The 21,774-nt window shown below is 60.3% G+C and carries 17 protein-coding genes, 1 tRNA gene and 2 pseudogenes; 5 read left to right on the top strand and 15 right to left on the bottom strand.

Going from position 1 to position 21,774, the window contains the following annotated elements; translation table 11 throughout:
- Window positions 1-36: 36 nt before the first annotated feature.
- The 3 genes from DM374_RS16965 to DM374_RS16955 all read left to right on the top strand — a co-directional run bounded on the left by DM374_RS16965 (window position 37) and on the right by DM374_RS16955 (window position 3,720).
- Complete coding sequence (locus DM374_RS16965; RefSeq protein ID WP_110970900.1) at window positions 37-1,977, top strand: autotransporter outer membrane beta-barrel domain-containing protein; 1,941 nt, start codon at window positions 37-39, stop codon at window positions 1,975-1,977.
- A 127-nt stretch (window positions 1,978-2,104) separates the two neighbouring features.
- Entirely contained in the window at window positions 2,105-2,755 is a 651-nt protein-coding gene (locus DM374_RS16960; RefSeq protein WP_110970899.1) for an START domain-containing protein, read from the top strand.
- Between the two features lie 131 nt (window positions 2,756-2,886).
- Complete coding sequence (locus tag DM374_RS16955) at window positions 2,887-3,720, top strand: bifunctional allantoicase/(S)-ureidoglycine aminohydrolase (protein WP_110970898.1); 834 nt, start codon at window positions 2,887-2,889, stop codon at window positions 3,718-3,720.
- 178 nt (window positions 3,721-3,898) lie between these two features.
- Here the strand turns inward: DM374_RS16955 and DM374_RS16950 are convergent, their stop codons facing one another.
- The 6 genes from DM374_RS16950 to feaR all read right to left on the bottom strand — a co-directional run bounded on the left by DM374_RS16950 (window position 3,899) and on the right by feaR (window position 11,887).
- Entirely contained in the window at window positions 3,899-4,774 is an 876-nt protein-coding gene (locus DM374_RS16950) for a LysR substrate-binding domain-containing protein (RefSeq protein ID WP_110970897.1), read from the bottom strand.
- Between the two features lie 177 nt (window positions 4,775-4,951).
- Entirely contained in the window at window positions 4,952-5,392 is a 441-nt protein-coding gene (locus DM374_RS16945; RefSeq protein WP_110970896.1) for a lysozyme, read from the bottom strand.
- A gap of 83 nt (window positions 5,393-5,475) precedes the next feature.
- A complete protein-coding gene (locus DM374_RS16940; RefSeq protein ID WP_110970895.1) occupies window positions 5,476-7,494 on the bottom strand; it encodes a TonB-dependent receptor family protein in 2,019 nt (672 codons plus the stop codon).
- A gap of 221 nt (window positions 7,495-7,715) precedes the next feature.
- On the bottom strand, window positions 7,716-8,576 hold the full coding sequence (locus tag DM374_RS16935) for a transporter (protein WP_110970894.1): 861 nt from the start codon (window positions 8,574-8,576) through the stop codon (window positions 7,716-7,718).
- A gap of 90 nt (window positions 8,577-8,666) precedes the next feature.
- Window positions 8,667-10,778, bottom strand: a complete 2,112-nt coding sequence (locus tag DM374_RS16930) for a PQQ-dependent dehydrogenase, methanol/ethanol family (RefSeq protein ID WP_110970893.1) — start codon at window positions 10,776-10,778, stop codon at window positions 8,667-8,669.
- 176 nt (window positions 10,779-10,954) lie between these two features.
- Entirely contained in the window at window positions 10,955-11,887 is a 933-nt protein-coding gene (gene feaR / locus DM374_RS16925) for a transcriptional regulator FeaR (RefSeq protein ID WP_110970892.1), read from the bottom strand.
- Between the two features lie 299 nt (window positions 11,888-12,186).
- On the opposite strand from feaR, the pseudogene DM374_RS34350 reads away from it, so the two are divergent.
- Window positions 12,187-12,489, top strand: a pseudogene (locus tag DM374_RS34350) (transposase domain-containing protein); the annotation flags it as partial.
- A gap of 223 nt (window positions 12,490-12,712) precedes the next feature.
- Here the strand turns inward: DM374_RS34350 and DM374_RS16910 are convergent.
- On the bottom strand, window positions 12,713-14,644 hold the full coding sequence (locus DM374_RS16910; RefSeq protein ID WP_157969715.1) for an acyltransferase family protein: 1,932 nt from the start codon (window positions 14,642-14,644) through the stop codon (window positions 12,713-12,715).
- A 764-nt stretch (window positions 14,645-15,408) separates the two neighbouring features.
- Between DM374_RS16910 and DM374_RS33750 the strand changes: the two are divergent.
- Window positions 15,409-15,789: pseudogene (locus DM374_RS33750) on the top strand (tyrosine-type recombinase/integrase); the annotation flags it as partial.
- Between the two features lie 82 nt (window positions 15,790-15,871).
- Here the strand turns inward: DM374_RS33750 and DM374_RS33195 are convergent.
- From DM374_RS33195 to DM374_RS16860, 8 genes are all read right to left on the bottom strand, one after another.
- Window positions 15,872-15,939 (bottom strand) — tRNA-Pro (locus DM374_RS33195).
- A 131-nt stretch (window positions 15,940-16,070) separates the two neighbouring features.
- On the bottom strand, window positions 16,071-16,271 hold the full coding sequence (locus DM374_RS16895; protein ID WP_110970889.1) for a hypothetical protein: 201 nt from the start codon (window positions 16,269-16,271) through the stop codon (window positions 16,071-16,073).
- The gene (locus DM374_RS16890; RefSeq protein ID WP_110970888.1) at window positions 16,268-16,561 is read right to left on the bottom strand and encodes a hypothetical protein; all 294 of its coding nucleotides are present in this window, start codon (window positions 16,559-16,561) and stop codon (window positions 16,268-16,270) included. Before DM374_RS16890 ends, DM374_RS16895 begins: the two co-directional genes overlap by 4 nt.
- 73 nt (window positions 16,562-16,634) lie before the next feature.
- Entirely contained in the window at window positions 16,635-17,981 is a 1,347-nt protein-coding gene (locus DM374_RS16885; RefSeq protein ID WP_110970887.1) for a hypothetical protein, read from the bottom strand.
- Complete coding sequence (locus DM374_RS16880) at window positions 17,982-18,356, bottom strand: hypothetical protein (RefSeq protein WP_110970886.1); 375 nt, start codon at window positions 18,354-18,356, stop codon at window positions 17,982-17,984.
- Window positions 18,357-18,662: 306 nt separating this feature from the next.
- A complete protein-coding gene (locus DM374_RS16870; protein WP_110970884.1) occupies window positions 18,663-19,196 on the bottom strand; it encodes a DUF2514 family protein in 534 nt (177 codons plus the stop codon).
- Window positions 19,193-19,819: a glycoside hydrolase family 19 protein gene (locus DM374_RS16865; protein ID WP_110970883.1), complete on the bottom strand. Its 627-nt coding sequence runs from the start codon at window positions 19,817-19,819 to the stop codon at window positions 19,193-19,195. Before DM374_RS16865 ends, DM374_RS16870 begins: the two co-directional genes overlap by 4 nt.
- Before the next feature lie 57 nt (window positions 19,820-19,876).
- A complete protein-coding gene (locus tag DM374_RS16860; RefSeq protein WP_110970882.1) occupies window positions 19,877-21,742 on the bottom strand; it encodes a hypothetical protein in 1,866 nt (621 codons plus the stop codon).
- Between the last annotated feature and the right edge of the window lie 32 nt (window positions 21,743-21,774).

The following is a 21,774-nucleotide window of genomic DNA, read 5'->3' as shown; positions in this document are numbered from 1 at the left end:
GATGCACACGCATACCGACACCTAAGGATAAGTGCCGTGTTCAAACCGCTAGCCATCGCTGTAGCTCTCGGATCTTCCCTGCTGCCCCAGGGCGCCAACGCCTACGAATATGGGGAATACGCCGGACAAACCCTGGACCGCCTGATCAACGACTACCCCGGTCGTTACCGAGGTACCACCAACTTCGCCGGCGCTGCCGACTGGATGCAGTCGCAACTGGGCTTCGGCTACCAGACCAGCCGCCAGGACTTCACCTGGGCCGGCACCCGCAGTTCGCAAAACGTCATCGCCTCCGCCGCCGGTAGCAACAGCACCTATGTGGTGCTCGGTGCCCACTTCGACACCTATTACGGTCGCCCCACCCTGCAAGGCCTGGACGACAACGCCTCGGGCGCGGCGGTGCTCACCGAGATCGCCCGCAACCTGGGCGGCGTCGCCCTGGAAAACGGTCTGGAAGTGGTCGCCTTCGGCGCCGAGGAAGAAGGCCTGCGCGGCTCCCGCGCCTACGTCGCGTCACTGAGTGACAGCCAGCGCGCCAACCTGCTGGGCATGATCAACCTCGACAGCCTGATCACCGGCGACAAGATGTACGCCCACGCCGGCAGCAATGCCGTCGCCAACCCGGCCCTCGGCGCCTACCGCGACCAGTTGCTGCGCATCGCCAGCGAACTGAAGATCGACCTCTTCACCAACCCCGGCCTCAACAGCGACTACCCCGCCGGCACCGGCTGCTGCAGCGACGGTGAAAGCTTCAACAGCCTGAACGTCCCGGTGCTGTTCATCGAAGCCACCAACTGGGAACTGGGCGACCTCGACGGCTACGAGCAGACCGACAACCCGGCGATCCCCGGCGGCTCCACCTGGCACGACCCAACGGAGGACAACGAAACCGTACTGACCAACGCCTTCGGTGAAGAGCGTATCGAACAGCGCCTGCGCGACTTCTCGCGCCTGCTGACCCGTCTCGTGCTGGAACTGACCAACGCCGACCTGCTCGCCTCCACCGCCTCCGGCGGCGCCATGGCGCGGCAGATGGAAGACCAGTTGCAGCGCCAGCACCAGGCCATGACTCGCTTGCACGACCGCCGCTGGCTGAGCGTGCTGGGCAGCGAACGCGCGGTGGGCAGCTTCGATGGCGAAGTGGGTGTGGAGGGCGAAGTTTCACCGGACAACGGTTTCGACGCGCCGGGCAATCCTGAATCGAAACGCCTGGGCGTGCATGTGCTGGGCGACTACCGCCTGAGCCAGGCCGTCACCGTCGGCGCCAGCCTGAGCTTCGAGCGCAGCCGCGACAGCCTCGACCATGGCGGCCGCGTCGAAGGCGACGCCTGGCAGGTTGGCGCGTTCGCCCTGCTCAACGATGGCGGCCCGCAATGGCTGGCCGGCGAACTGAGCGCCGGGCACACCCGCTTCGACACCAAACGCTCGGTGTTCATCCAGGCCAATGGCGGCCCGGTGTTACTGGACCAGCGCTTGTCCGGCGACACCTCGGCGCTGTTCTGGGGCGCGCGGCTGGACGGTGGCTATGACTTCACCGTCGGTGGCCTCCAAACCGGTCCGGTGGCCGGGCTCGACTACGTCCACTACCGCATCGACGACTTCAACGAAGACGAAGCGCTGCGCACCGCCCTGGGCTTCGAAAAACAGGATTACGACACCCTCGAAGCCAGTCTCGGCTGGCGCCTGCACGGCAGCCTCGGCCTTGGCGGCATGGCCCTCAAGCCTTACGCCAGCGTGCGCTGGGTGCGAGAGCTGGCGGATGGCCGACTGGACGAGATCGACCTCACCAGCCGCGCCGACGGCCTGGTGCGCGTAGCCAACCTGAGCGACGTGGACAAGAACTTCGGCCGCGCGCAATTGGGCGCGCAGTTGATGGTCACCGAGCAACTGGGTGTGTTCGCGGAAGCCAATACACGCTTTGCCCATGACGAAGGGAATCAGGCGGGGTATTCGCTGGGGGTGCAGTGGTTGTTCTGACACAAGCGTGATGGCAAGCAAGCTCGCTCCTGTTCTGCAGGAGCGAGCTTGTCGGGACGCCAGACCGTCACGATTGCAGTGCCAACCTGACCTATCCTCAATCAACCACTCAGCCAGGATCTCCACCATGCCCCGCCTCCCTGGCCTCACGACCACCCTGCTGCTGCTCATCCTCCTGTCCCTGCCGACCCAGGCCGCCGAGCCCTGGCACCTGGCCAGCGACGAAGACGGCATCCAGGTCTACCTGCAAGACGTCCCCCACTCCAACTACCAGAGCTTCCGCGGTGTCGCCCTGATCAAGGCCGACGTGCGCACCCTCAGCGACCTCCAGGAAAACCTCCGCGTCGCCTGCAAATGGCTGTACGCCTGCGCCGACATGCGCCTGCTGAAAGTCGAGGACGACAACACCTGGGTCTACCTCACCACCGCCCTGCCCTGGCCCGCCACCACCCGCGACATGGTGCTCAAGGTGCAGACCGAGCGCAACGACGACGGTAGCCTGATCCGTCACCTCTCGGCCGTGCCGGGCATGGTGCCGCGGGAATCCGGACAAATCCGTGTCACCCAGTTGCAAGGCACCTGGAGGATGATTCCCAAGGGCGAGCGGGAAACCGAAGTCACCTACGAACTGCAGGCCGAACCCGCCGGCGACATCCCCGCCTGGCTGGCCAACCGCTTCGTTATCGACGCCCCGACCATCACCCTGAAGACCTTGCGCGCCGTGGCCGAGCGCCAAGGCACCCATTCAACGGACGAGCCAACGGAGCCCATTCAATAAATGAATACCATGAATTCCAACATTTAATTTGTGGATGCGAAGCATTGTTCCTATTGTAGGAGCGCAAGCCCGGTAGAACCGCCCTCACCGGCGGTCCCGCGGACACAACAACAAACACCCCGAGACTTCCCATGTCCAAAACCTACTTCGCCCCTCACGGCGGGCACCCGGCTCAGACCGAGCTGCTGACAGACCGTGCGATGTTCACCGAGTCCTACGCGGTTATCCCTAAAGGCGTGATGCGTGACATCGTCACCAGCCACCTGCCGTTCTGGGACAAGATGCGCATGTGGGTCATCGCCCGCCCGCTGTCCGGCTTCGCCGAAACCTTCTCCCAGTACATCGTCGAAGTTGCCCCGGAAGGCGGCAGCGAGCGTCCTGAGCTGGACAAGAACGCCGAAGCGGTACTGTTCGTCGTCGAAGGTGAAGTCGACATCACCCTGCAAGGCAAGCCGTACACCCTGAAACCGGGTGGCTACGCCTTCATCCCGCCGGCTGCCGAGTGGAGCCTGCGCAACAACAGCAACGCCAATGTCACCTTCCACTGGATCCGCAAGCACTACGAAACCGTAGAAGGCCTGCCGCACCCGGAAGCGTTCGTCACCAACGAACAGGACATCGCTCCAATTCCGATGCCGGGCACCGATGGCGCGTGGGTCACCACCCGCTTCGTCGACATGGCCGACATGCGCCACGACATGCACGTCAACATCGTGACCTTCCAGCCAGGCGGCACCATTCCGTTCGCCGAAACCCACGTCATGGAACACGGCCTGTACGTTCTGGAAGGTAAAGCGGTGTACCGCCTGAACCAGGATTGGGTCGAAGTGGAAGCCGGCGACTTCATGTGGCTGCGCGCCTTCTGCCCACAAGCCTGCTACTCCGGCGGCCCGGGCCCGTTCCGCTACCTGCTGTACAAGGATGTGAACCGCAACGTGCACCTGACGCTGAACCCCAAGCGTTAATGCTCGCGGCTCTCGCAGCCTGAACAGAAAAAGCCCGCCCTCCCCGGCGGGCTTTTTTGTGGGTCATGTCTCCTAGCCGAACGCAAAACCTTGTATGTGGCTTGTCGGGGCGCCGAACCGCAGCGAACGGCCGCAAAACCTGCCAACTCGCCCTACCTGACCGTACCCGACCTCAAACTCACTGCTGATCCAGCAACCGCCCCAGCACCGCCCCCAACTCCTTCACCATCGGCTCCGCCGTCGGCCGATGCACGATCACGATTTCATAGCTGTCCACCACCGGCAGCCCGTCGGCCACCCCAAGCACCCGATGATCCCCGCTCACTGCCCGCGGCGGCAGCAGGCTGATGCCCATGCCATCCGCCACCGCTGCCTGAATCCCGCTGAGGCTCGAACTGGTGAACGCAATCCGCCAACGTCGCCCCAGGCTCTCTACCGCGCTGATGATCTCGTCCCGGTACAGGCCGCGAGGCGGAAACGTCACCAGTGGAATCGGGTCAAGCTCCAGCGCCGGATTCTTCGCACTGTCGATCCAGGCCAGCTCCTCCGGCCAGCTCACCACCCCTTCGCGCCCATTTCGCCGCTGCTTCAGCAGCACCAGGTCCAGTTCGCCGTTCTCGTAGCTCTGGCTGATATCCCGGCACAGGCCACTGGTCACTTCCAGCTTCACCTGCGGGTACTTGCGGTTGAACGCCGACAACGCATTGGTCGTCCGCCCGCCGACAAAATCCTCCGGCACCCCCAAGCGCACCGTCACCCCCACCGTCGCCCCCGCCAGCGCCTCCGCCATCTGATCGTTCAGCGCCAGCATATGCCGGGCGTAGCCGAGCAGCGTCTGGCCAGCGTCGGTGGGCAGTACTTCGCGGTTGCCGCGCTCCAGCAGGCGGTGGCCGACCATATCCTCCAGGCGACGGACCTTCTGGCTGATGGTGGATTGGGTCGAATGCAGGCGGGAAGCGGCGGTGGTGAAACTACCGCAATCAGCGACCACGACGACCGCCCGAAGGAGGTCGAGGTCGAAGAGGGTTCTAGTGGGGTTTGGAATGGGGGGCATGGTGGTATTTGGAATGCGAATGTGGTGGAAAGGTTCTAACACGCACCAGGAGGTGGGGCAACGCGGGGTTCATGTCTATCGTCCACCGACGCAACCAGGGTGCAGCTTTCGACCGGGTAACTCGCGGATAAAACAAAGGGCAGTAACGGTCATCCAACCGCCCTGCCCTCTACTACCTCACGCGACTTGCGGGCTCTGAAGAAACATCTCCCGCTCAATAGCGCGTCGCCTCATCATCTGCGTATCCGGCCGTCCGCGCACTTGAACCCATTTGCGGAACTCGTCAGCCGCTTGGTCGATCGCTCCGGCATTGACATGTCGAATCAGGATCGAACTGCGGATACGGATCGACCCATAGTCAAACACCAGTAGCAGCAGCGCATCCCATTGGCCCTGGCTCACCGGGACCTGAAGCATGCCGGCCAACTGGGTCTCGTAGCGGCCAATCTCGTGCTCCAGCTTCGCCTCCGCCTCGTCCTGGGTGATGGTCATGCCTTCATGGACATCGCCGTAGTGCGCGTAGCCGATAAACCACAGGCCGGCGCCATCCTGACGAGCATTGAGGGTCAATCCGGTGCGGCGCTTGAGCAAATCCAGACCTGTCGAGGACAGTCGCATATTCGAGCTCCTTGCAAAAAGTGAGGACAATATTGCCCAAGACTACTTCACTCATCGCCGCCGTGATAGCACTAAGCCTTCACTCAGAAGCGGACTTTTACGCCCACATATCCGGTCCGACCGGGGGCGGGTTCGTAGTAGCGGCCGCCGCTGTCATTGATCCGCAGGTTGTCGTAGTAACGCCGGTCGGTCAGGTTATCCAGCCCGGCATAGGGTTCCACATTCTCCGCCCAGCCCTTGAGCTGGATGCCCGCCCGCAGGTTGACCACCGCGTAGCCACCAATCCTCGCGGTGTTGGCGCTGTCAGCGTACTGGCGGTCGTAGATCGAGGTGTTGAGGCGCGCGTACCAGTTGTCGCGGCTGTAGCTCAGCTCACCAAACAGGCTCTGCACTGGAATGCCCGGCAGGCGCTTGCCGTCGGCGCCGTCGAAGCTGCGATAGCTGTAGTCGTTGAGGCTGTAGGCGGTGCTCAGTTGCCAGTGATCGTCGGGCTGCCAGCGGGCGCTCAGTTCCAGGCCGTCGCGGCGGGTGGAACCGGCGTTGCGGTAGAAGGTGCGACCATCGACGTAGGGCACCAGCTCGTCGCGAGTATCGATCCGGTAGACCACCGCTTCGTAGCGCCAGTGGGCGGTCTCGCCTTTGAAGCCGATTTCCTGGTTGAGCGCTTCGGCGGGCTCCAGGTTGCTGTTGAAACCACCACCGCTCGGGTTGGCCATTTCAGCAACCGTCGGGGTCTCGAACGAGGTCGCAACGCGGGCGTAGACGGTGTGGTTCGGGTCCAGGCGATAACTGAGACCGGCGCTGTAGTTGAGATCGCGCAGGGTGCGATCACCGGAGTCGTCGCCGTCACGCAGGAAGCGGTCGTCGACGCTCAGGCGCACGGCGTCATGCCGCAGGCCGAGGCTGAGCACCCAGTTTTCGGTCAGCTCGGTCTGGTTTTCCACAAACAGGCCAAGGCTGGTGGCTTCCTCTCGCTGGCGTGAGGTCAGTGCGCCCTTTTCGCCACCGATGATGTTGTTGTTGCGGTCGCGGTCGTCACGCAGGGATTCCAGGTCGGCGCCGAAGGTCAGCTTGTGATTCAGGCCGAACCAGTTGGCGACATGGCTGTAATGCCCGCCTACCCCGCCGAACAGGCGCTCGTAGCTGGTCTGGCCGTTGGCGGCCAGCGGCAGGCGGTTGGTGAAGTCGCGCTGACCAACGTAGCTGCGGAGCTGATAGGTGTCCTCGCCCACGGCCTCGCCATCCCACACCAGCGACAGCCGCTGTTGTCTGATGCGCTCGTCGGAATCGAAGCTCAGGCTTTGCGGGCGCGCCTGATTACGATCCGCACGAACTTGCGCAAGGGTCAGTCCGCCGGGATCTTCCGAACGGTTATCGAGCGCATGCATCGTCAAGGCCAGGCGCCCGGTGTCGCCCCACCAGCGCAGTTTGCCGGTGAGGTTGTTGGCCTCGCTGGTGGCGTGGTCGCGATAGCCGTCCATCTGCGTCGAACTGACGGCCAACAAGCCGCCGAAATTGCCCTCGGTGCCGCTGGCCTCGATGCTCTGCCGGCGATAGCCGTAGCTGCCGAGGCTGAAGTCGGCAGCGACGCCGGGATGATCGCCCGGCTCGCGCGTATTGATCGCCAGCACGCCGCCGGCGCCGTTGCCGTAGAGCACGGCGGCGGGGCCACGCAGCACTTCCATGCGCTCCACCAGGCCGATATCGAGGCCGTCGAGTTCGGTCTGGCCGTCGGGCATGGTCAGCGGTACGCCATCCACCAGCACACGAATACCGCGCACGCCGAAGCTTGAGCGCGAGCCGAAACCACGGATCGCCGGGCGCAGGCCCTGGGCGGCGTTGTAGCGGCTTTGCACGACCACGCCTGGCACACTGGAGAGCATGTTGCCGAGGGTCAGCGCCTGGTCGCCGCGGCTGTCGGCGGCGTCGACGACACTGGCCGACAAGGCTGCCTGGGCCCAGTGGTCCCCGGTGCGAGTGGCAGTGATTTCGACCGGATCGACTTCGACGGATGAGTCCGCCAGGGCTGCGGTGGTGGTCAGCAAGAGTGCGCCGAATGCTGCGCGACGATGTGCGGCCCGTTGCCGCTCGTTATTGTTCATGGGTCGTTCCACTGGGTCCCGCGAGGAAGTTTTCCAGGGTGCCGGCTCCGCGTTGGCACCTGGGCTGAACGCTTGTCAGGCTGGACCATACGAAAATTGATAGGCATATGGCTACTAAGCAGGAGTCAGAAGTACGGGGTACTAAGGTGGATCCGCCGAAAGTAGGAGATTGATCACAATGGGTCCGTGCAACCAAGGGCCGCACTGCGGCCCCCTCTGCATCAATAGAAATACGCCGCCCTGAACTGCAGCGAGTTATCGATCTTCACCCCTTCCCGCACGGTGGTGTCGTGCATCACCTGCCCCATCAACTGCAATTGCTTGCCGACCATGGTCGCCACAGTGAAGCCGACCGTGCCGTTGTTGCGGCTGGTGGCCAGAGTCTGGCCGTCGAGGGTTTCGCGCGCGCCCCAGTTGTGCCGGTAGCTGATGGCAGCATAGGTGTCCTGGGTGAAGTTGTAGCGCAGGTGGTTGTGCAGTTGCAGCAGGGTGTCCTTTTTCGCGTCGGTGGAGCGCTGGTCGTCATAGAACTCGGCTTCGGCGATCACGTCCCAACTGATCTTGTCGGTCAGGCCCTTGATGTAGCCCACCTGGAAGTCCACGGCCCAGCGGTTGTTGCTGAGGGCAAAGCCCTGGTCCTTGTCGCTGCCGGTAGGTGCGGTGAAGAACACCGACCAGCCCAGGTGTTCGTTGCGCTCCAGATCACCGATGGTCCACAGGGTGCCGCCGAAGGTGATGTCGCCCAGGCCCGAGGTTTTGCTGTGGCTGGCACCGATGTCCTGCTGGCCGAAGGGGATGACGATCTGCGGGTCCCAGGTGTAGCCGGTGCCGAAGAAATCCGTGAAGTGGATCAGACGCAGGACGCCGACGGTCATGTCCAGGTCGAGGTCGTCGGCGACTTTCTTGCCACCGGAGTAAACCTTGTCGCCGCGCGGATTCTGCTGATAGAGCACGACCACGTCGGTGCCCTTGGGCAGCGCGGTGTAGTCACCCGGGTCAGGCTTGACGTCGGCCTGGGCGAACAGGGAAACGCCGAACAGAGCCAGGCCGGCCGTGAGGGTCGAGGGGCTGATGATCTTCATGGTGAACTCTCGTTGTTGTTTTTGTTGGCGTGAAGAGTCCCGGGCGGCCCCTTTTCAGGGGCCACCAAGGCGGGTTCGGTGACGGTGGGTTTACTGCGCGGCGCTGGCTTTCAGGTCGGCCTGCAGGTCATGGGTGCGTTTGACCAGATACTGGCGGATCAACTCCATGTCCTCACGCTTGAGGATGTCGGAAAAGTTCGGCATACCACGCTGGATCAATGCGCCGCTGACGAACGCCGGGAAGGCCGCGTGCTTGTCCTTGGTCAGGTAGCGCAGGTCCGGGACCACGCCGCCAGCAACGGCGTTGAGGCCATGGCATCCCGCGCACAGGCCGTTGAACATGTTGCGTGCCTGGACCAGTTGCTCGGGGGTTGCCGTCAGTTCCAGATCGACATTGGGGAATACCGGTGCCTGGCGCGGCGGCGGCAACTCGCCCTTCGCGCCGAGCTTGAAGGCGATGATGCGTGATTCCGACTGCACCTTGGCCTTGTTGGTCAGCGAGCCGGTCAGCAGCGGAAGAATCCCACCCCAGCCTACGGAAAACGCCACATATTGGTCGTTACCCACGGTGTAGGTAATCGGCCCGGCCATCACGCCGGAGTTGGCGCGGTGCTCCCAGAGTTTCTCGCCCTTGTCGGCGCTGTAGGCCACCACCCGACCGTCTGCGGTGCCCTGGAACACCAGGTTGCCGCCCGTTGCCAGGGTGCCGCCATTGCCGGCGCTGGCATATTCCTGCTTCCAGGCCGGTGCTTGCTTCACCGGGTCCCAGGCGATCAGCTCGCCGGTCCAGGCATCGCGGATCTGCTTGAAAGTCTTCGGATCTTCCGGCAGATCAGGTACGTCCAGTCCGAAGTTCAGCACCGATTTGTTCGGGAAGAACATCGGCTCTTTCGCCGCCCTTAGCTCGGCCATGGTGTGCTGGGCCGGGATGTAGACGTAACCGGTGTTGGGGCTGTAGGACATTGGGTGCCAGTTATGTCCGCCAAGGAAGCTTGGCTGCACGACTTTCGGCTCCTTGGAGTAGTCCGCGGCGCCAGTCAGCACCGGGCGACCGGTCTTCAGGTCGATCTCGCTGGCCCAGTTCACCGGCACATAGTTCTTTGCCGAGATCAGCTTGCCGTTGGTGCGGTCCAGCACATAGAAGAAGCCGTTCTTCGGCGCCTGCATCAACACTTTGCGGACCTGGCCGTCGACCTTGATGTCGGCGAGGATCATGTGCTGGGTCGCGGTGTAGTCCCAGCGGTCCTGCGGGGTGACCTGGTAGTGCCAGACGTATTCGCCGGTGTCCGGGCGCAAGGCCAGGATCGACGACACGAACAGGTTGTCGCCCTTGCCCTGGCTGCGGAACTGATAGTTCCACGGCGAGCCGTTGCCGGTGCCGATGTACAGCAGATCGAGGTCCGCGTCATAGGCCATGGAGTCCCAGGCCGTGCCGCCGCCGCCCCACTTCACCCAGTCGTCACCGGTCCAGGTCTTGAGGGCCATGGCCATGGCCGGGTTTTCCGGCGGCAGCTTGGGATCGCCCGGCACGGTGTAGAAGCGCCAGGCTTCCTTGCCGGTCTCGGCATCGTAGGCCGTGACATAGCCGCGTACGCCGAACTCGGCGCCGCCGTTGCCGATCAGCACCTTGCCTTTGACGATGCGCGGAGCGCCGGTGATGGAGTAACTCTTGGAGCGGTCGAGGATGGTGTCCACCGACCAGACTTCCTTGCCGCTGGCAGCATCCAGGGCGATCAACCGACCGTCGAAGCTGCCGACGTAGACCTTGCCGTTCCACACCGCGACACCGCGGTTGACCGGGCCGCAGCAGCCCTGACTGAGGTTTTCGGGCGGCACTTTCGGGTCGTATTTCCACAGCATTTCGCCGGTGGCTGCGTTCATCGCATAGACGATGCTGAAGGCGCCGGTGGTGTACATCACCCCGTCGACCACCAGTGGCGTGGCTTCAGTGCCGCTATCGATATCCAGACGCGTGGTCCAGGCCATGCCGAGCTGGCTGACGTTCTTGTCGTTGACGGCATTGAGCGGGCTGTAGCGTTGCTCGTCGTAAGTACGACCGTGGCTCATCCAGTTGCCGGGTTCGAGATTGGCATTTGTCAGGCGTTTCGCATCGACCTGGGCAGGGTGCGTGCTGTCCACAGCCGAGGCATGCAAGGAGGACAGCAATAACGGGAGACCCGCCAGCAGAAAGAGGGTTTTCATGTGTTTCGGACTCCAGCGACGCATTATTGTTTTTATGAACCCGCGAGGCAGGCCGCCCCCGCGGGTCACGCAATAGCAGAGCTTGCGCTATGTAGGAGTATTAGAAGTTTTGCGGGAGGGCTGCGCTTGACTGTGACCGCCAATCCAGTTGGCATTTTCTGCCAGTAACGACAGGCTCACTCCTGAAAGGCATGGGCCCGGTAATCGCGGGGCGAAACATCGAACTGACGCTTGAACGCCCGGCTGAAATGGGCCACATCGACAAAGCCCCACTTGAAAGCAATCTGCGTGATCGACTGGCTGCGCAAGGGGTGGCTGCACAGGTCATGGGCCACTTTGCTCAAGCGCGTGCGAAGGATATAGCGCGACACACTTTCACCGTGCTCCTCGAACAACCGGTAAAGGCTGCGCACCGACGTGTGCAACTGATCAGCAAGATAGGCCGGCCCTAGGTCGACATCCTGCAGCGACTCATCCACCAGTCTCAGGGCGGTGGAAAACAGGCTATTGCTCTGCAGCAGATGCTCCTGCCCTTCTGCCTGGCCCGACATCGCCGGCAGCACCAGACTCACCAGCGCACTCTGGATCGCCTGGCCATCCTCACCATTGGCGGCGCCGTCGCCAAGCATGCCGATTGACTGCACCAACGAGCGCACCATACGACTGGAGACATTATTTCGTGAGAGTTTTCCGAAGAGGTTATCGCCCTTGAACTGGCGAGTGACGATATCCCGCGAGAGGTGCACCGAGACATTCTCCACCAGCCCCAGCGGCTCGATCTCGAACAAGCGCGCCGAGTCCACCAGCGCGATGTCCTCCGAGCCCAGCTCCACTTCCATGCCGGCCTGGCGGATCCGCTGACGGCCGCTGCGCTGGTAGATGAGGAAGCAGTGACTGTCATCGCTGTCGACGCCGATCAACTCGCGGCTGATCAACCGAGCATTCGTGCGGATATGTGCGGTATCCAGCGCGCCGATGGTCTGGCTGTGGATTTCACCGATGAAATGGCGGGTGAGGCTGGAAGGCAGGGTACTGAAATTGCCGCAGATGCTACGCAAGGAGTGGCACCAGCGTTCGAATCCGATCTGCTCGCTCGATGGCAGGAACATGGTGCCTCCGGTGGGTTATTTTTTTATTAACATATTATCTAAATTACAGGAGGGCAAGCTGAAGGTGCGCAAACGGGTGATTCGGGAGACAGGCTCATTCATAAAAGCCTACGCGTCAACTCGGGATTATCCTGGCGAGCGTTTCCCATAGCCTTGTTTCGCTGTGTTTCGTGAGCAATCATGGCCGTATTTCTCTCTCGGCAAGACTGAATTATGGAAGAGGCACTGAAAAAACTGCGGGAGTTCCGTGATGCGCGGGACTGGAAGAAATTCACCATGATGCGTCCCAGTGCAAGCGCCCCGTCGGCAACGTCGACAAAGAGGTCGTTGCACCAGTCAAACGCCGCGGCAAGCGCAAGCCGCTGTCGGCTGATCTGTCACGTATCGAAGTCATCCATGAGTTGCCAGAACATGAGCTGAGCTGTGCCTGCGGTTGCCGCGAGTATCTCCAGATCTACAACTTGGTCGAGACCGCCAAGATCAACGGCCGAGAACCCTATACGTGGCTGCACCAAGTACTTGAGCGGCTGCCGTACGCCTCACGAGTAGCCGACTACGAAGCGTTACTACCGTGGAACTGCTCGCAGGAGATGCCAGGGTAAACCGAGGCCCCATCTTGTGGTAGGTGAGGTTTATGGATCGGACACGAAAGACGAGCCTGATAGGCCGGATGCGACGCAAGATCGATTACGCGAAAGTCCAAGTGCAAGCGAAGGTTGAACACGATGAATTAACAGCGGAAAGGTCTCATTCTCTGACCAAGCGAGTGTTTTTGAACCTCAAACCAAGCAGGCGTCAGGAATCGACGCCTGCTTCAGGGCTTCCTTAATGGGCAATCTGCTCGACAAACGTTGAAAGCTGCTTGCCCACGGCGATGCTCCCCTGCTCCGTCAGGTGGTGTCCGTCGCGATAGTAAATATGCTTATCGTCATTGGATACACATTTTTCGGGACCACAGAATACCGCTGCTGCATCGAACAGATAAACACCAGGGTATTTGCTCTTGACCTCATCGAGTATCTGGCTGTAAACGCGGTTTCTCTCGTCGTATTCACGTCGTGATATATCGCAGCCGATTTCACCGATCTTGAACGGACGACTGAAACAGCCTTTTGGATCAACTCGCTGCTCCGCGACGTCCTTGATCAGCACGACCTTCTTCCCTTGGCTCGTGATTTCTGCGACGGCCGCACCCAGAGCATTCCTGAATACTTCGACCTTATTGGAGACATCGTTTTCGTCACCAAACACAAATCGTGCATCTGGATTGCTATCAGTAACACCGGCGTGCTCTGGGGCAAGACCATGATCCGAGAAATACAGCGGTCCCAGCGATCCGAGGGCAACCACGGAAGCGTTACTGTCCTTGATGATTTCCAGAGACTTAGCGTTCGCTTTTTCGCAAGCGTCCTTACTGCCCTGCCCAATCCAAACCTTGACCTCTTTGATTGGCGGGCAACTGTGCCGCCCTACCAGGTACCAGTTCTTTTCACTTTTCTTGCCGAGCCCTGTAATCAAATGTTCCGCGTGACTGTCTCCCCACAGGATGTAATCAATGCTCTTACCTGGCTTGGACTGGTTGCACCAGCTCAGGTCTGCCTGCTTGAGGTTGTCGATATCGCAAGTGGAGAGTTCAAACTTGGTGATATCCGCAGTCTTTTGTTGCAAGTCAAGCACGATCGGCCGCAGAGGGAAACCGCCCTGCTTATAGATATAGAAACCACCAGAGCCAAGCACCAGCATTGCCAGGAACAGGATGAGAGTTTTCATCCTGCCACGGGCATAAAAGCGAATCGGTTGTTCGACGAGCTTGTAGGTCAGCCAGGCCAAAGCAATGGAGACAACAACAGCGCCGAGACGAATGGCGAAACTGGGTACTTCTGTCTGGATGATCCTGGCAAACGAGAGAAGAGGCCAGTGCCACAGATATAGGGGAAAGCTGATCAGGCCTATAGCCACCATCAGTCTATTGGAAAGAACGTGTTTGTTGAAAAGCGCCTGGGGCCCCGCACCGATGATCAGCGCCGCCCCTAGAGTCGGCAGAAGTGCCCAATAGCCAGGGAATGCCTTTTCCTTGGAGATGAGCCAGAAGCCTATGACAATCATCACCACGCCGAGAATAGACTGACTGTTTCGAACACCCGCGTTTCTGGTCGGCGAGAACCTGCCGATAAACCGACCCACTGGGGATTGGCCGCTTGATGGGTACATGGAAAAGTAGGCAAGCAGCGACCCGATCATCAACTCCCAGAATCGGGTGTAGGGCGAATAGAAGGCGGCGGCCTGATCGACTTCACTGGTCCTGATGTTCAGATAAAAAGAAACAGACGCGATGGTCAGCATAATAAACAAACGATTGACCCTAGACTTCCACAGTACAAGCAGAAGTAATGGCCAGATTATATAGAACTGCTCCTCGATACCCAGCGACCACAAGTGAAGCAGCGGTTTCGTTTCCGAAATATTGTCAAAGTAACCGCTTTCACTCCACAACATGAGATTCGCGAAAAATCCGGCGCCAGCTGCAGTGTGCTTGCCCAGTTGCCGATACTCATCAGCGAGCAAGGCAAACCAGCCAAAATACAGACAGAAACCAAGAACCAGAGTCAATGCCGGATAGATTCGATTAATCCTACGGCTATAGAAATCGAAAAGGCTGAAAGTACCTTTATCCAGACCTTGAAAGAGAATTTTCGAGATCAAGTAACCAGAAATAATGAAGAAGACATCTACTCCAATGAACCCGCCCTTCAGCACCGTTGGGAAGGCATGGAATATAACGACCGAAGGACTGCGATCGCCCGCAGGCCATCAATGTCAGGCCGGTAGGCTGTATGCTCGGTGTGCGTTGGCAGCTCTACAGCGGGGGACTTTAACGAAGTCATTGCATCTCCGCAGAGTGGCGGTTCAGGTTTTTGGGGGCGTCATGCTACCTGCAAAAATCTCTATGCAAAAGCTTTTGGCAACCAAACCCCGAAGCACTCTGAAATATCCGGATACTTTCCGACTATCAGACCGCCCAGACTTTCAAAAAGACACACCTCGAACAACACGTTTCTCAAGCCACTTGGCTGAGGCAAGGCGCCACACCCGCCCCTTTCTGTATTACACGCGCACTTCTCCGCAAGTGCATCATGAATCCCAGATACCACCCCGCCTCCTGACCCCGAATGCTGTGCAGGTGAATATCTCGAGAGCCAACACCCCATGATGCGACCCGATGCCAAAGTAGAAAAAGCCTACCGCTACCCCGAACCCGTGGACTTTCGAAAGTCCATCGACGGCCTCGCACCCTGCTCGATCTCGGCATCAAATCGTGGTGTTCGACCCCGTGCTCTTCGTGCTCCTCAACCCGTCCAGGAGTTGAACTGTATGCTCGACGGCTTCGGCCATTGGTGCAACCGCCCACATCGAGCTCTGAAGCCCCTTTCGTTGCCTGACTTGGCATAAAGGCAAGACTTCCATGCCCGACACCCTCCTGCACAGCCCTGCCTTGCTCAAGCAACTGCTGAGTCGCAGGTCTAGTCGTCCTAAACAACGTGGCTAGGTCGATCATAGAAAAGCAGCGCGGCATCAGTCGGGAACGGGGCTTCCGCACAAAAGCACCGCGATGCATCGAGTGAACGACTCAGCCTGGAAAAAAGCGAAAGCAAGAGCGGAGAAACTCTGGCAGGAGAAGAACTTCCGAGCCGCTCCCCCTGGGCTTCCATCAGGATTCACGATGACCGCCGCCTGAGGCGGTCAGGGAAGACCGCAAGGCGCTGCTCGTACACAAGAACGGTAGCATCACCAGCCATTACTCAGGGGCAGAGCTCGGACAACTGATCGATGCGGCAAACATGGTATCGGCCACTGATTCGCGAGGACCAGTACTGACGATCCTGAAGAGGAGATCAGGATGAGGGGAAAGGCCAAGCCACTCGAAAAGTCACTATGGCCAAAAACAACAAAGCCACCCGAAGGTGGCTAAGTCGCGGAGTTTGTTGGTCGGGACGGAGTGATTCGAACACTCGACCCCTAGCACCCCATGCTAGCAGTACCACCCTAACCCGCTGTAAAAGCGGCACTTTCCTTGGCGCTCGCTGCAATCGACTGCTCATAAGTGTCCGCGAGTGCGTGAGAGTGTCACGCAAAAATCACGCAGGCTTTGCCTGCGCCCGCCTCCGGCGTTCTGCCGAACCTATTACCCACCATGTTCAAGCGCCCATAACCTGCCAGCCTCGGCAAGCTCCAGCATCTCGCACAACTGCCCGTCACCAACCTCTTGTCGACGTCGCGCGGCAACCGCCATCTCGGAAAGCGCCGCGGCGCGCCCGTCCGGATCAGCGATCAGCTCGAACATGTCCCGCAGTTCAGCAACCCATACAGCAGGAAGCTCAGTCATGGCAGTCGACACCACCAGGACTGGGCGTAAAACGCGCCATCAACTTCCTCGATGCCGCTGATGTTCAGTCCGAGCTGGGCCATACCGGTCACTTTTGCATCCAGTAATCGTGGAATCACGTCTCTACCAGCAACTTCGGTGTGCACCCACGCCTCAACGCAGCACCGGCCCATGACTTGGCTAAGGCCCCCATGGATGTGAACGTCAGCCTTGATGGGCTGAATTTTGCTTAGCTCTTTTGAGGGAATAGCTACGCCGAGGTGACGGCGGCGAACAAGAAGGAAATGCATGGCGCACCAATACTGTATGGATGAACAGTATCGTACCGATGGATTCGAAGGAGGGGAATTGCCACCTGGCGGTTTACTGTAAGACTTCCTGAGAGCCGACGAGCGTGAACGTCGCGGTACCGCTGACGTTGGCTGTGCGGATGCGCGCGTACTTGCCGGCCGGAATGAACCCAGTGACGTTGCCGCTGCCAAGGTTCGTGACGTTGAGCACGCCGCCGGTGGCGTTCGGACTGCTATTCACGGCCACGAGGTTAGTAGCCATGCCGGAGTCATCGGCGTATTCGAGATACACGCGCCCCGATGTTCCAGCCAGCAGCAGAGATGTGACCGAGATGTCGACCGTATATACGACCCACGCATCCCGGATCGAGTTGATTTGGAATGCGGCGTTTAGGCTTCGTGCAGGATTCGCAAAGCTGCGGTTCGTTCCGGCGGTTACGCGGCCCTGGGCGTCGGTCGTGACATTCGCGTAGCTGCCGGCCGTGCCAGTGTTCGGCAGGCTGATGGTGCCGGTTGTGGTGATCGTTCCGCCCGCCAGTCCGGTGCCGGCAGTGACGCTGGTAACCGTGCCGCCGGGGATGGTCGGGAATGTGGCCACGCTACCGTCGCCGCGTAGGTACTGTGCCGCGTTGCCGGTCGGGATGTTGAATTTGCCCGCCAGGCCGGACGTCAGCGCCGCAGTCGTCGCGTACCCGCCGAGCGTGGTCGTCAACGCGGACTGGGTCACGCCGTCCAATACCCCGTACCCCGCCAGGGTGGTGGGCGTCGCAGTGATGGTGGACCAAGCCTGCGTGTGAGCTGCAGGAGCGAAGGTGGCAGGAATTCCGCTCAGGTCTGCGTACGTGCCGCTGAATAACGCCGGAAACGCTGCGGTTGAGCCATCACCACGGATGTACTGGGCCGCAGATCCCGTGGGAGCGGGAAATTTCGAATCGAGCGCAGTCTGCAGGCCGGTGGTCTGGGAAATCGCCAGCACGGGAAGCCGGGCCGTGGCCAGGGTGCCGGACACTATCTCGCCTGCCGCGTGCGTGTGTGCAGCCGGGTTGAAGGTGCTCGGCACACCCGTGAGGTCGGCATAGGCCCCGCTGAAGAGGGCTGGCTTGCCGCTCAAGTCGGCGTATGCCCCACTCGTAGCAACCGCTGCGAAATTTGGCTTGCCGGTGATGTCTGCCCAGACCTGAGGCAGCGCAACGACCGCTCCTGAATCCAGCGCCAGGCCGGCGCCAAAGCGGAAGAACGCCGGCAGGTTGGTCGCGCCGTTGTAACCCATGACGCCATTCACGCCGCCGCCGGATGGCGGTACCACTGCCCGGGTGAGGGTCGCTGTGTCGGCCGGGTTGCGCTGGTTGATCAGCAGGTCATTGCCCGCGCCCATGGCAAGCGCAGGGATAAGCAGCAAGGCTGCCAGGAATCGCTTCATTTATACGGTCCTCGACCAGAGATTGGGGGCGAACTTGAAGAACACCGTCACGCTGCCCGCGTTGAGCATCACGATTGCGTTGTCGATTGTGGTGGCACCGGTCACGGTGATCTCGGCGATATTGCGCGAGCTGCGCATGACCAGCCGCTGGTTGTCGCGGCTCAACGCCTCGGCAGGCAGGATGACGGTGATGGCGTTGAGGTCGGCGGCCGGCGTCAGGTTTACGAACAGGTCCCGATCGGTCGCCGGCAGGCTGATTGTCTGGCCTTCGGCAGGGGTGTAGCTGACGTTGACCGGGTCCATCGCCTGGCCCATGGCCTGTTCGATCATGGCCTGCACCTCGGCATAACCAAGGTCAGTGTCTGTCTCGATCATTGAGGTATCTCCTGAACAAAGATCACCCCTTTGCCCCCGGACGTGAATGGGTTGAGGCAGAAGATCCAAAGACCTTGAGGGCTCCCCGTTACCTTTGCTGGATGCTTTCTGAATAGCTCCCAGCCAACCAGCTTCCAATCTTCTGGCCCAAAAGATGGCGGAGAGGCCCCCTCGTGGATGTAGGCTGGATTGTCCAGCTTGTTTTGGAGTCGCACGCTAGCGCCAACAGGAAGGCCGGCCTCCGAGTAGAGGTCGACCCATTGATTTTCCAATGGCCGTATATCCTTGCCCATGACACCCCCTTAATCAGTTTTTCCTCACTCCATCCACTATCGCCTCGCAGGCCAGGCCGGCTATTCGGCTTCTCTCAAGCGCTGCTGAGCAACTGCCCGCCATTCGGTCAGCGCCTTCAAGCAATCCCCCGAGCACCACGACGGCAGAGGCTCCTGCCTCGCGCTGCTGGGCAGAGATGGCACCGCAGGTTGCTGTTCTGCCGTCGCGCAGTCGGTTGATTTCCCCACGCAGCCCGCCAGAAGCAGACTCAGCAGCATCGGCGCGGCCTTGGGCCAGTTCCAGTTTCTGTCGTGCATCCTCTCCCTCCTCGTCCGCCAATACCTGGCGGCGCTGCTCTTCTGTTCTGGCCTGGGCGGCGGCGCGGCGGTCGCGCTCGGACACTTCCAGGCGGTAGTCGGCTAGGGTCTTGTCGGACCGGGAAGTTTCCGCTCGCGCGTCAGCCGCAGCGACCTCAGCAATCACGACCCGGTACTGCTGGCTGCCGGCGACCAGCACCAGGGCGATAAGCCACCAGCACCAGGCCGGCACCGCGCCCAGCCAACTCACGCCAGCACCCGGAGCGCTAGGTCATACAGCGCCTTTCTCTCAGCCGCGCCATGCGGAACCCGGCCCGGCTGCCCAGTATTGATGATGCTGCCGATGTCCTGAATACGCCCGGCATCCGCCATCTCGTTTAACCCATTCTTCGCCCACCACCATGCGGCGGACTGGGCGGCGTGCTCGGCCTGTTCGAGCAGTTCAGGCTCGTCTTCCAGCGGCAAGCCCAAGCCCAAGCCGGCGGCGCGGTAGTTGGAGCGGCCGGTGACCTGCAGCAGGCCGCGCCCGCGGTACTTCCAGCCATCACCGGATGACTGGGGCCCGTTGCCCATCCGGCCGCCGTACACCTTGTTTGCGATCTTCTCCGGCTGGCGGGCGTAACCGGGCGCGGCCTGGCTGGTAAAGCGAGAGGGCCAGGTCTTCACCAGTGCCTCGGCGCTGTAGTTCAGGTTCTCAACCATGGTGCGCAGCTGGCCAGACTCGTGCCCGATCTGAGCGATGAAGGCGGCCAGCCGCACCCGGCTATTGATCTTCCAGCGCGCTGCAGCGCGATTGATTGCGGGAATAAAAAGGCCCGCAACCGGGCGAGCCTTGGGGAGGATCTGCAGCAATTGCTGCTCTGTAAGCGGCATCGGTGTATCTCCAGGCAAAAAAATACCGCCACGCGGCGGCATCTACATTTTTGAAAGTCAGGCGGTGAGGTTGAACGAAATGGCAGAAAGGTCCACGTGGATTGTTTGCGTTCCTTCGTAGGACATCCTTCCATTAACCGAAGATATGAAGACCCTTCCAACTGTTGGAGTTGATCCGCACGAAACAGGGAAGTACATGTCATAAGGCGGGTAATACCCCGCCGGAAGTGTTGCGAAAGTTCCAGCCGAAGGCCCCTGAAGCGTTCCTCTCAAGAACAATCTACTGTCCGAATTTACTCGCCACCCTGCAGCCGCGTGCGGAGGACCAAACTCATCCGACCAGCCGTCCGCGCCGAAGTCCAGCGGAGTCCACCTATCGACCCGGCCGACTACGAGAACCCCTCCACGTACCAGAGCACGTGTAACTTGCGAAGTTGCGTATGGGAAAGCCTCTGGCGGGGGCATCACGATGTTCGGGTGATCGAGAATTACGTTCGCAGGTACATTGATGTCGTAGTGGGTTTTCAAATCCGAAGCTAGAAAATCAAACCGGGCACCGGAAACGGCAAGCCCCTTGAGAGTATGCGTACCAGTTGCTGTAATTCGGATGCCGTAAATCGGATCACCGCCAGCCATGCGCTCTCCGTTGCAATCGAACATGAACGGACCAAGTGGGCTGAACGACTCGACAACTCCGAGGCTCATGTGAATATATGAGCCGGACGACGCAATCATATAACCGCCAACAACTTTGAATGACCCCATCTGCTGGCCGCATTCCAGATACATGCATGCGGCATTGGGATCAATCACATCATTCAAGAAGTAAGGCTTGATGAAAGTGTTATCCAAGTTGCTCGATGTTACGAGACCGCCTACGCCCAGGGTATCCGAAACCCCGCTCACATAGCACTTAGTCGCCCCTCCACCCTGAAGCCAGATATAGAGTTGACTGAGTAAGTTGACCTCACTAGCAATGGAGTACACGGGCGCGGCGGAGAAGTACCCAATAATGAAGACGAACTCAATCAGATGATGGCCCGAAGATGCTGTTGTGTCTCGCCCGAGCAGCAACCCGCACTTGGGGAATGTTCCGGGGTATGACTTGATTGCAAGATTACTTAGGCGGCAACCATTGGAGCCAACGAGACTTATGCAAGCTTTGCCAGTGTGGTTAGGAACAAGCACGGTGTTTGCCGGTGCCAAACCGTCAACACTGTACATGTAACCCGTACCCTGCATGCTCACGCCGTGTTTGAGCGTCAACATTGAATCAAGCCGGCTGGTTCCGGCCGGGGCTATAAGCACCCCCCCCTGGAGCGGCAGGGCGTTCTGCGCAGCGGCATACGCAGGGTATGTATCGACGAGCCTTGTGCCTGCTAGAACATCTGCGATCATCGCTTCTGTCATGTAGTCGATGACGTTAACGCGGGACTTCGCATCAATCTCATATCGCCGTGCAAGGCTTCGAGATGCCGCGCTTGCGCCTACCGCTTTGAAACCAACAAGGCTCACGCCTTTGAATGGATCAGCGAGATCTTGTCTAAGCGAGCGATCAACCTGAGCAACCATTCGATCCTGATCGATTGACCAGGTACCGGTGAGCGTTACCGGGAAAGCCGCAGGAAGCTTCACACTGTAGATACTGTCTTCGCGCTGGATGAGCTGCGTCGGTCGATTAACGACTAGGGCAGCGCCGTCGACGTAGTTCAGTGGCGTCGGCTCATAACCCGAGTTCGCAAGGAAATCATTGACCTGTTGCTCCATCCCCCACAGAGTTTTGCGCTGAACTCCCAGGCGGTCCGGATAGCTTATTTGGGTTCTGCTATTTGCGGCGATATCGATGTTGCCCGCGTTGTCGAACAAGTCGCGGGGATCGCTCGAGCCATCCGGACCAACGGGGTTTCCAGTGTTGTATCGCATGCTTTTCTCCGGGCATAAAAAAGCCCGCTCAG

It is taken from the genome of Pseudomonas huaxiensis (genome assembly GCF_003231275.1).
Taxonomy (GTDB): Bacteria; Pseudomonadota; Gammaproteobacteria; order Pseudomonadales; family Pseudomonadaceae; genus Aquipseudomonas; species Aquipseudomonas huaxiensis.
This window is presented reverse-complemented; position numbering and strand designations above follow the sequence as displayed.

Excerpts from the sequence above, each read along its gene's own strand:
- DM374_RS16860 (WP_110970882.1), bottom strand. The coding sequence starts at position 21,742 with ATGCGATACAACACTGGAAACCCCGTTGGTCCGGATGGCTCGAGCGAT.
- DM374_RS16945 (WP_110970896.1), bottom strand. The coding sequence starts at position 5,392 with ATGCGACTGTCCTCGACAGGTCTGGATTTGCTCAAGCGCCGCACCGGA.
- DM374_RS16955 (WP_110970898.1), top strand. The coding sequence starts at position 2,887 with ATGTCCAAAACCTACTTCGCCCCTCACGGCGGGCACCCGGCTCAGACC.
- DM374_RS16880 (WP_110970886.1), bottom strand. The coding sequence starts at position 18,356 with ATGATCGAGACAGACACTGACCTTGGTTATGCCGAGGTGCAGGCCATG.
- DM374_RS16885 (WP_110970887.1), bottom strand. The coding sequence starts at position 17,981 with ATGAAGCGATTCCTGGCAGCCTTGCTGCTTATCCCTGCGCTTGCCATG.
- DM374_RS16865 (WP_110970883.1), bottom strand. The coding sequence starts at position 19,819 with ATGCCGCTTACAGAGCAGCAATTGCTGCAGATCCTCCCCAAGGCTCGC.
- DM374_RS16890 (WP_110970888.1), bottom strand. The coding sequence starts at position 16,561 with ATGCATTTCCTTCTTGTTCGCCGCCGTCACCTCGGCGTAGCTATTCCC.
- DM374_RS16930 (WP_110970893.1), bottom strand. The coding sequence starts at position 10,778 with ATGAAAACCCTCTTTCTGCTGGCGGGTCTCCCGTTATTGCTGTCCTCC.
- DM374_RS16940 (WP_110970895.1), bottom strand. The coding sequence starts at position 7,494 with ATGAACAATAACGAGCGGCAACGGGCCGCACATCGTCGCGCAGCATTC.
- DM374_RS16895 (WP_110970889.1), bottom strand. The coding sequence starts at position 16,271 with ATGACTGAGCTTCCTGCTGTATGGGTTGCTGAACTGCGGGACATGTTC.
- DM374_RS16960 (WP_110970899.1), top strand. The coding sequence starts at position 2,105 with ATGCCCCGCCTCCCTGGCCTCACGACCACCCTGCTGCTGCTCATCCTC.
- DM374_RS16935 (WP_110970894.1), bottom strand. The coding sequence starts at position 8,576 with ATGAAGATCATCAGCCCCTCGACCCTCACGGCCGGCCTGGCTCTGTTC.
- DM374_RS16950 (WP_110970897.1), bottom strand. The coding sequence starts at position 4,774 with ATGCCCCCCATTCCAAACCCCACTAGAACCCTCTTCGACCTCGACCTC.
- feaR (WP_110970892.1), bottom strand. The coding sequence starts at position 11,887 with ATGTTCCTGCCATCGAGCGAGCAGATCGGATTCGAACGCTGGTGCCAC.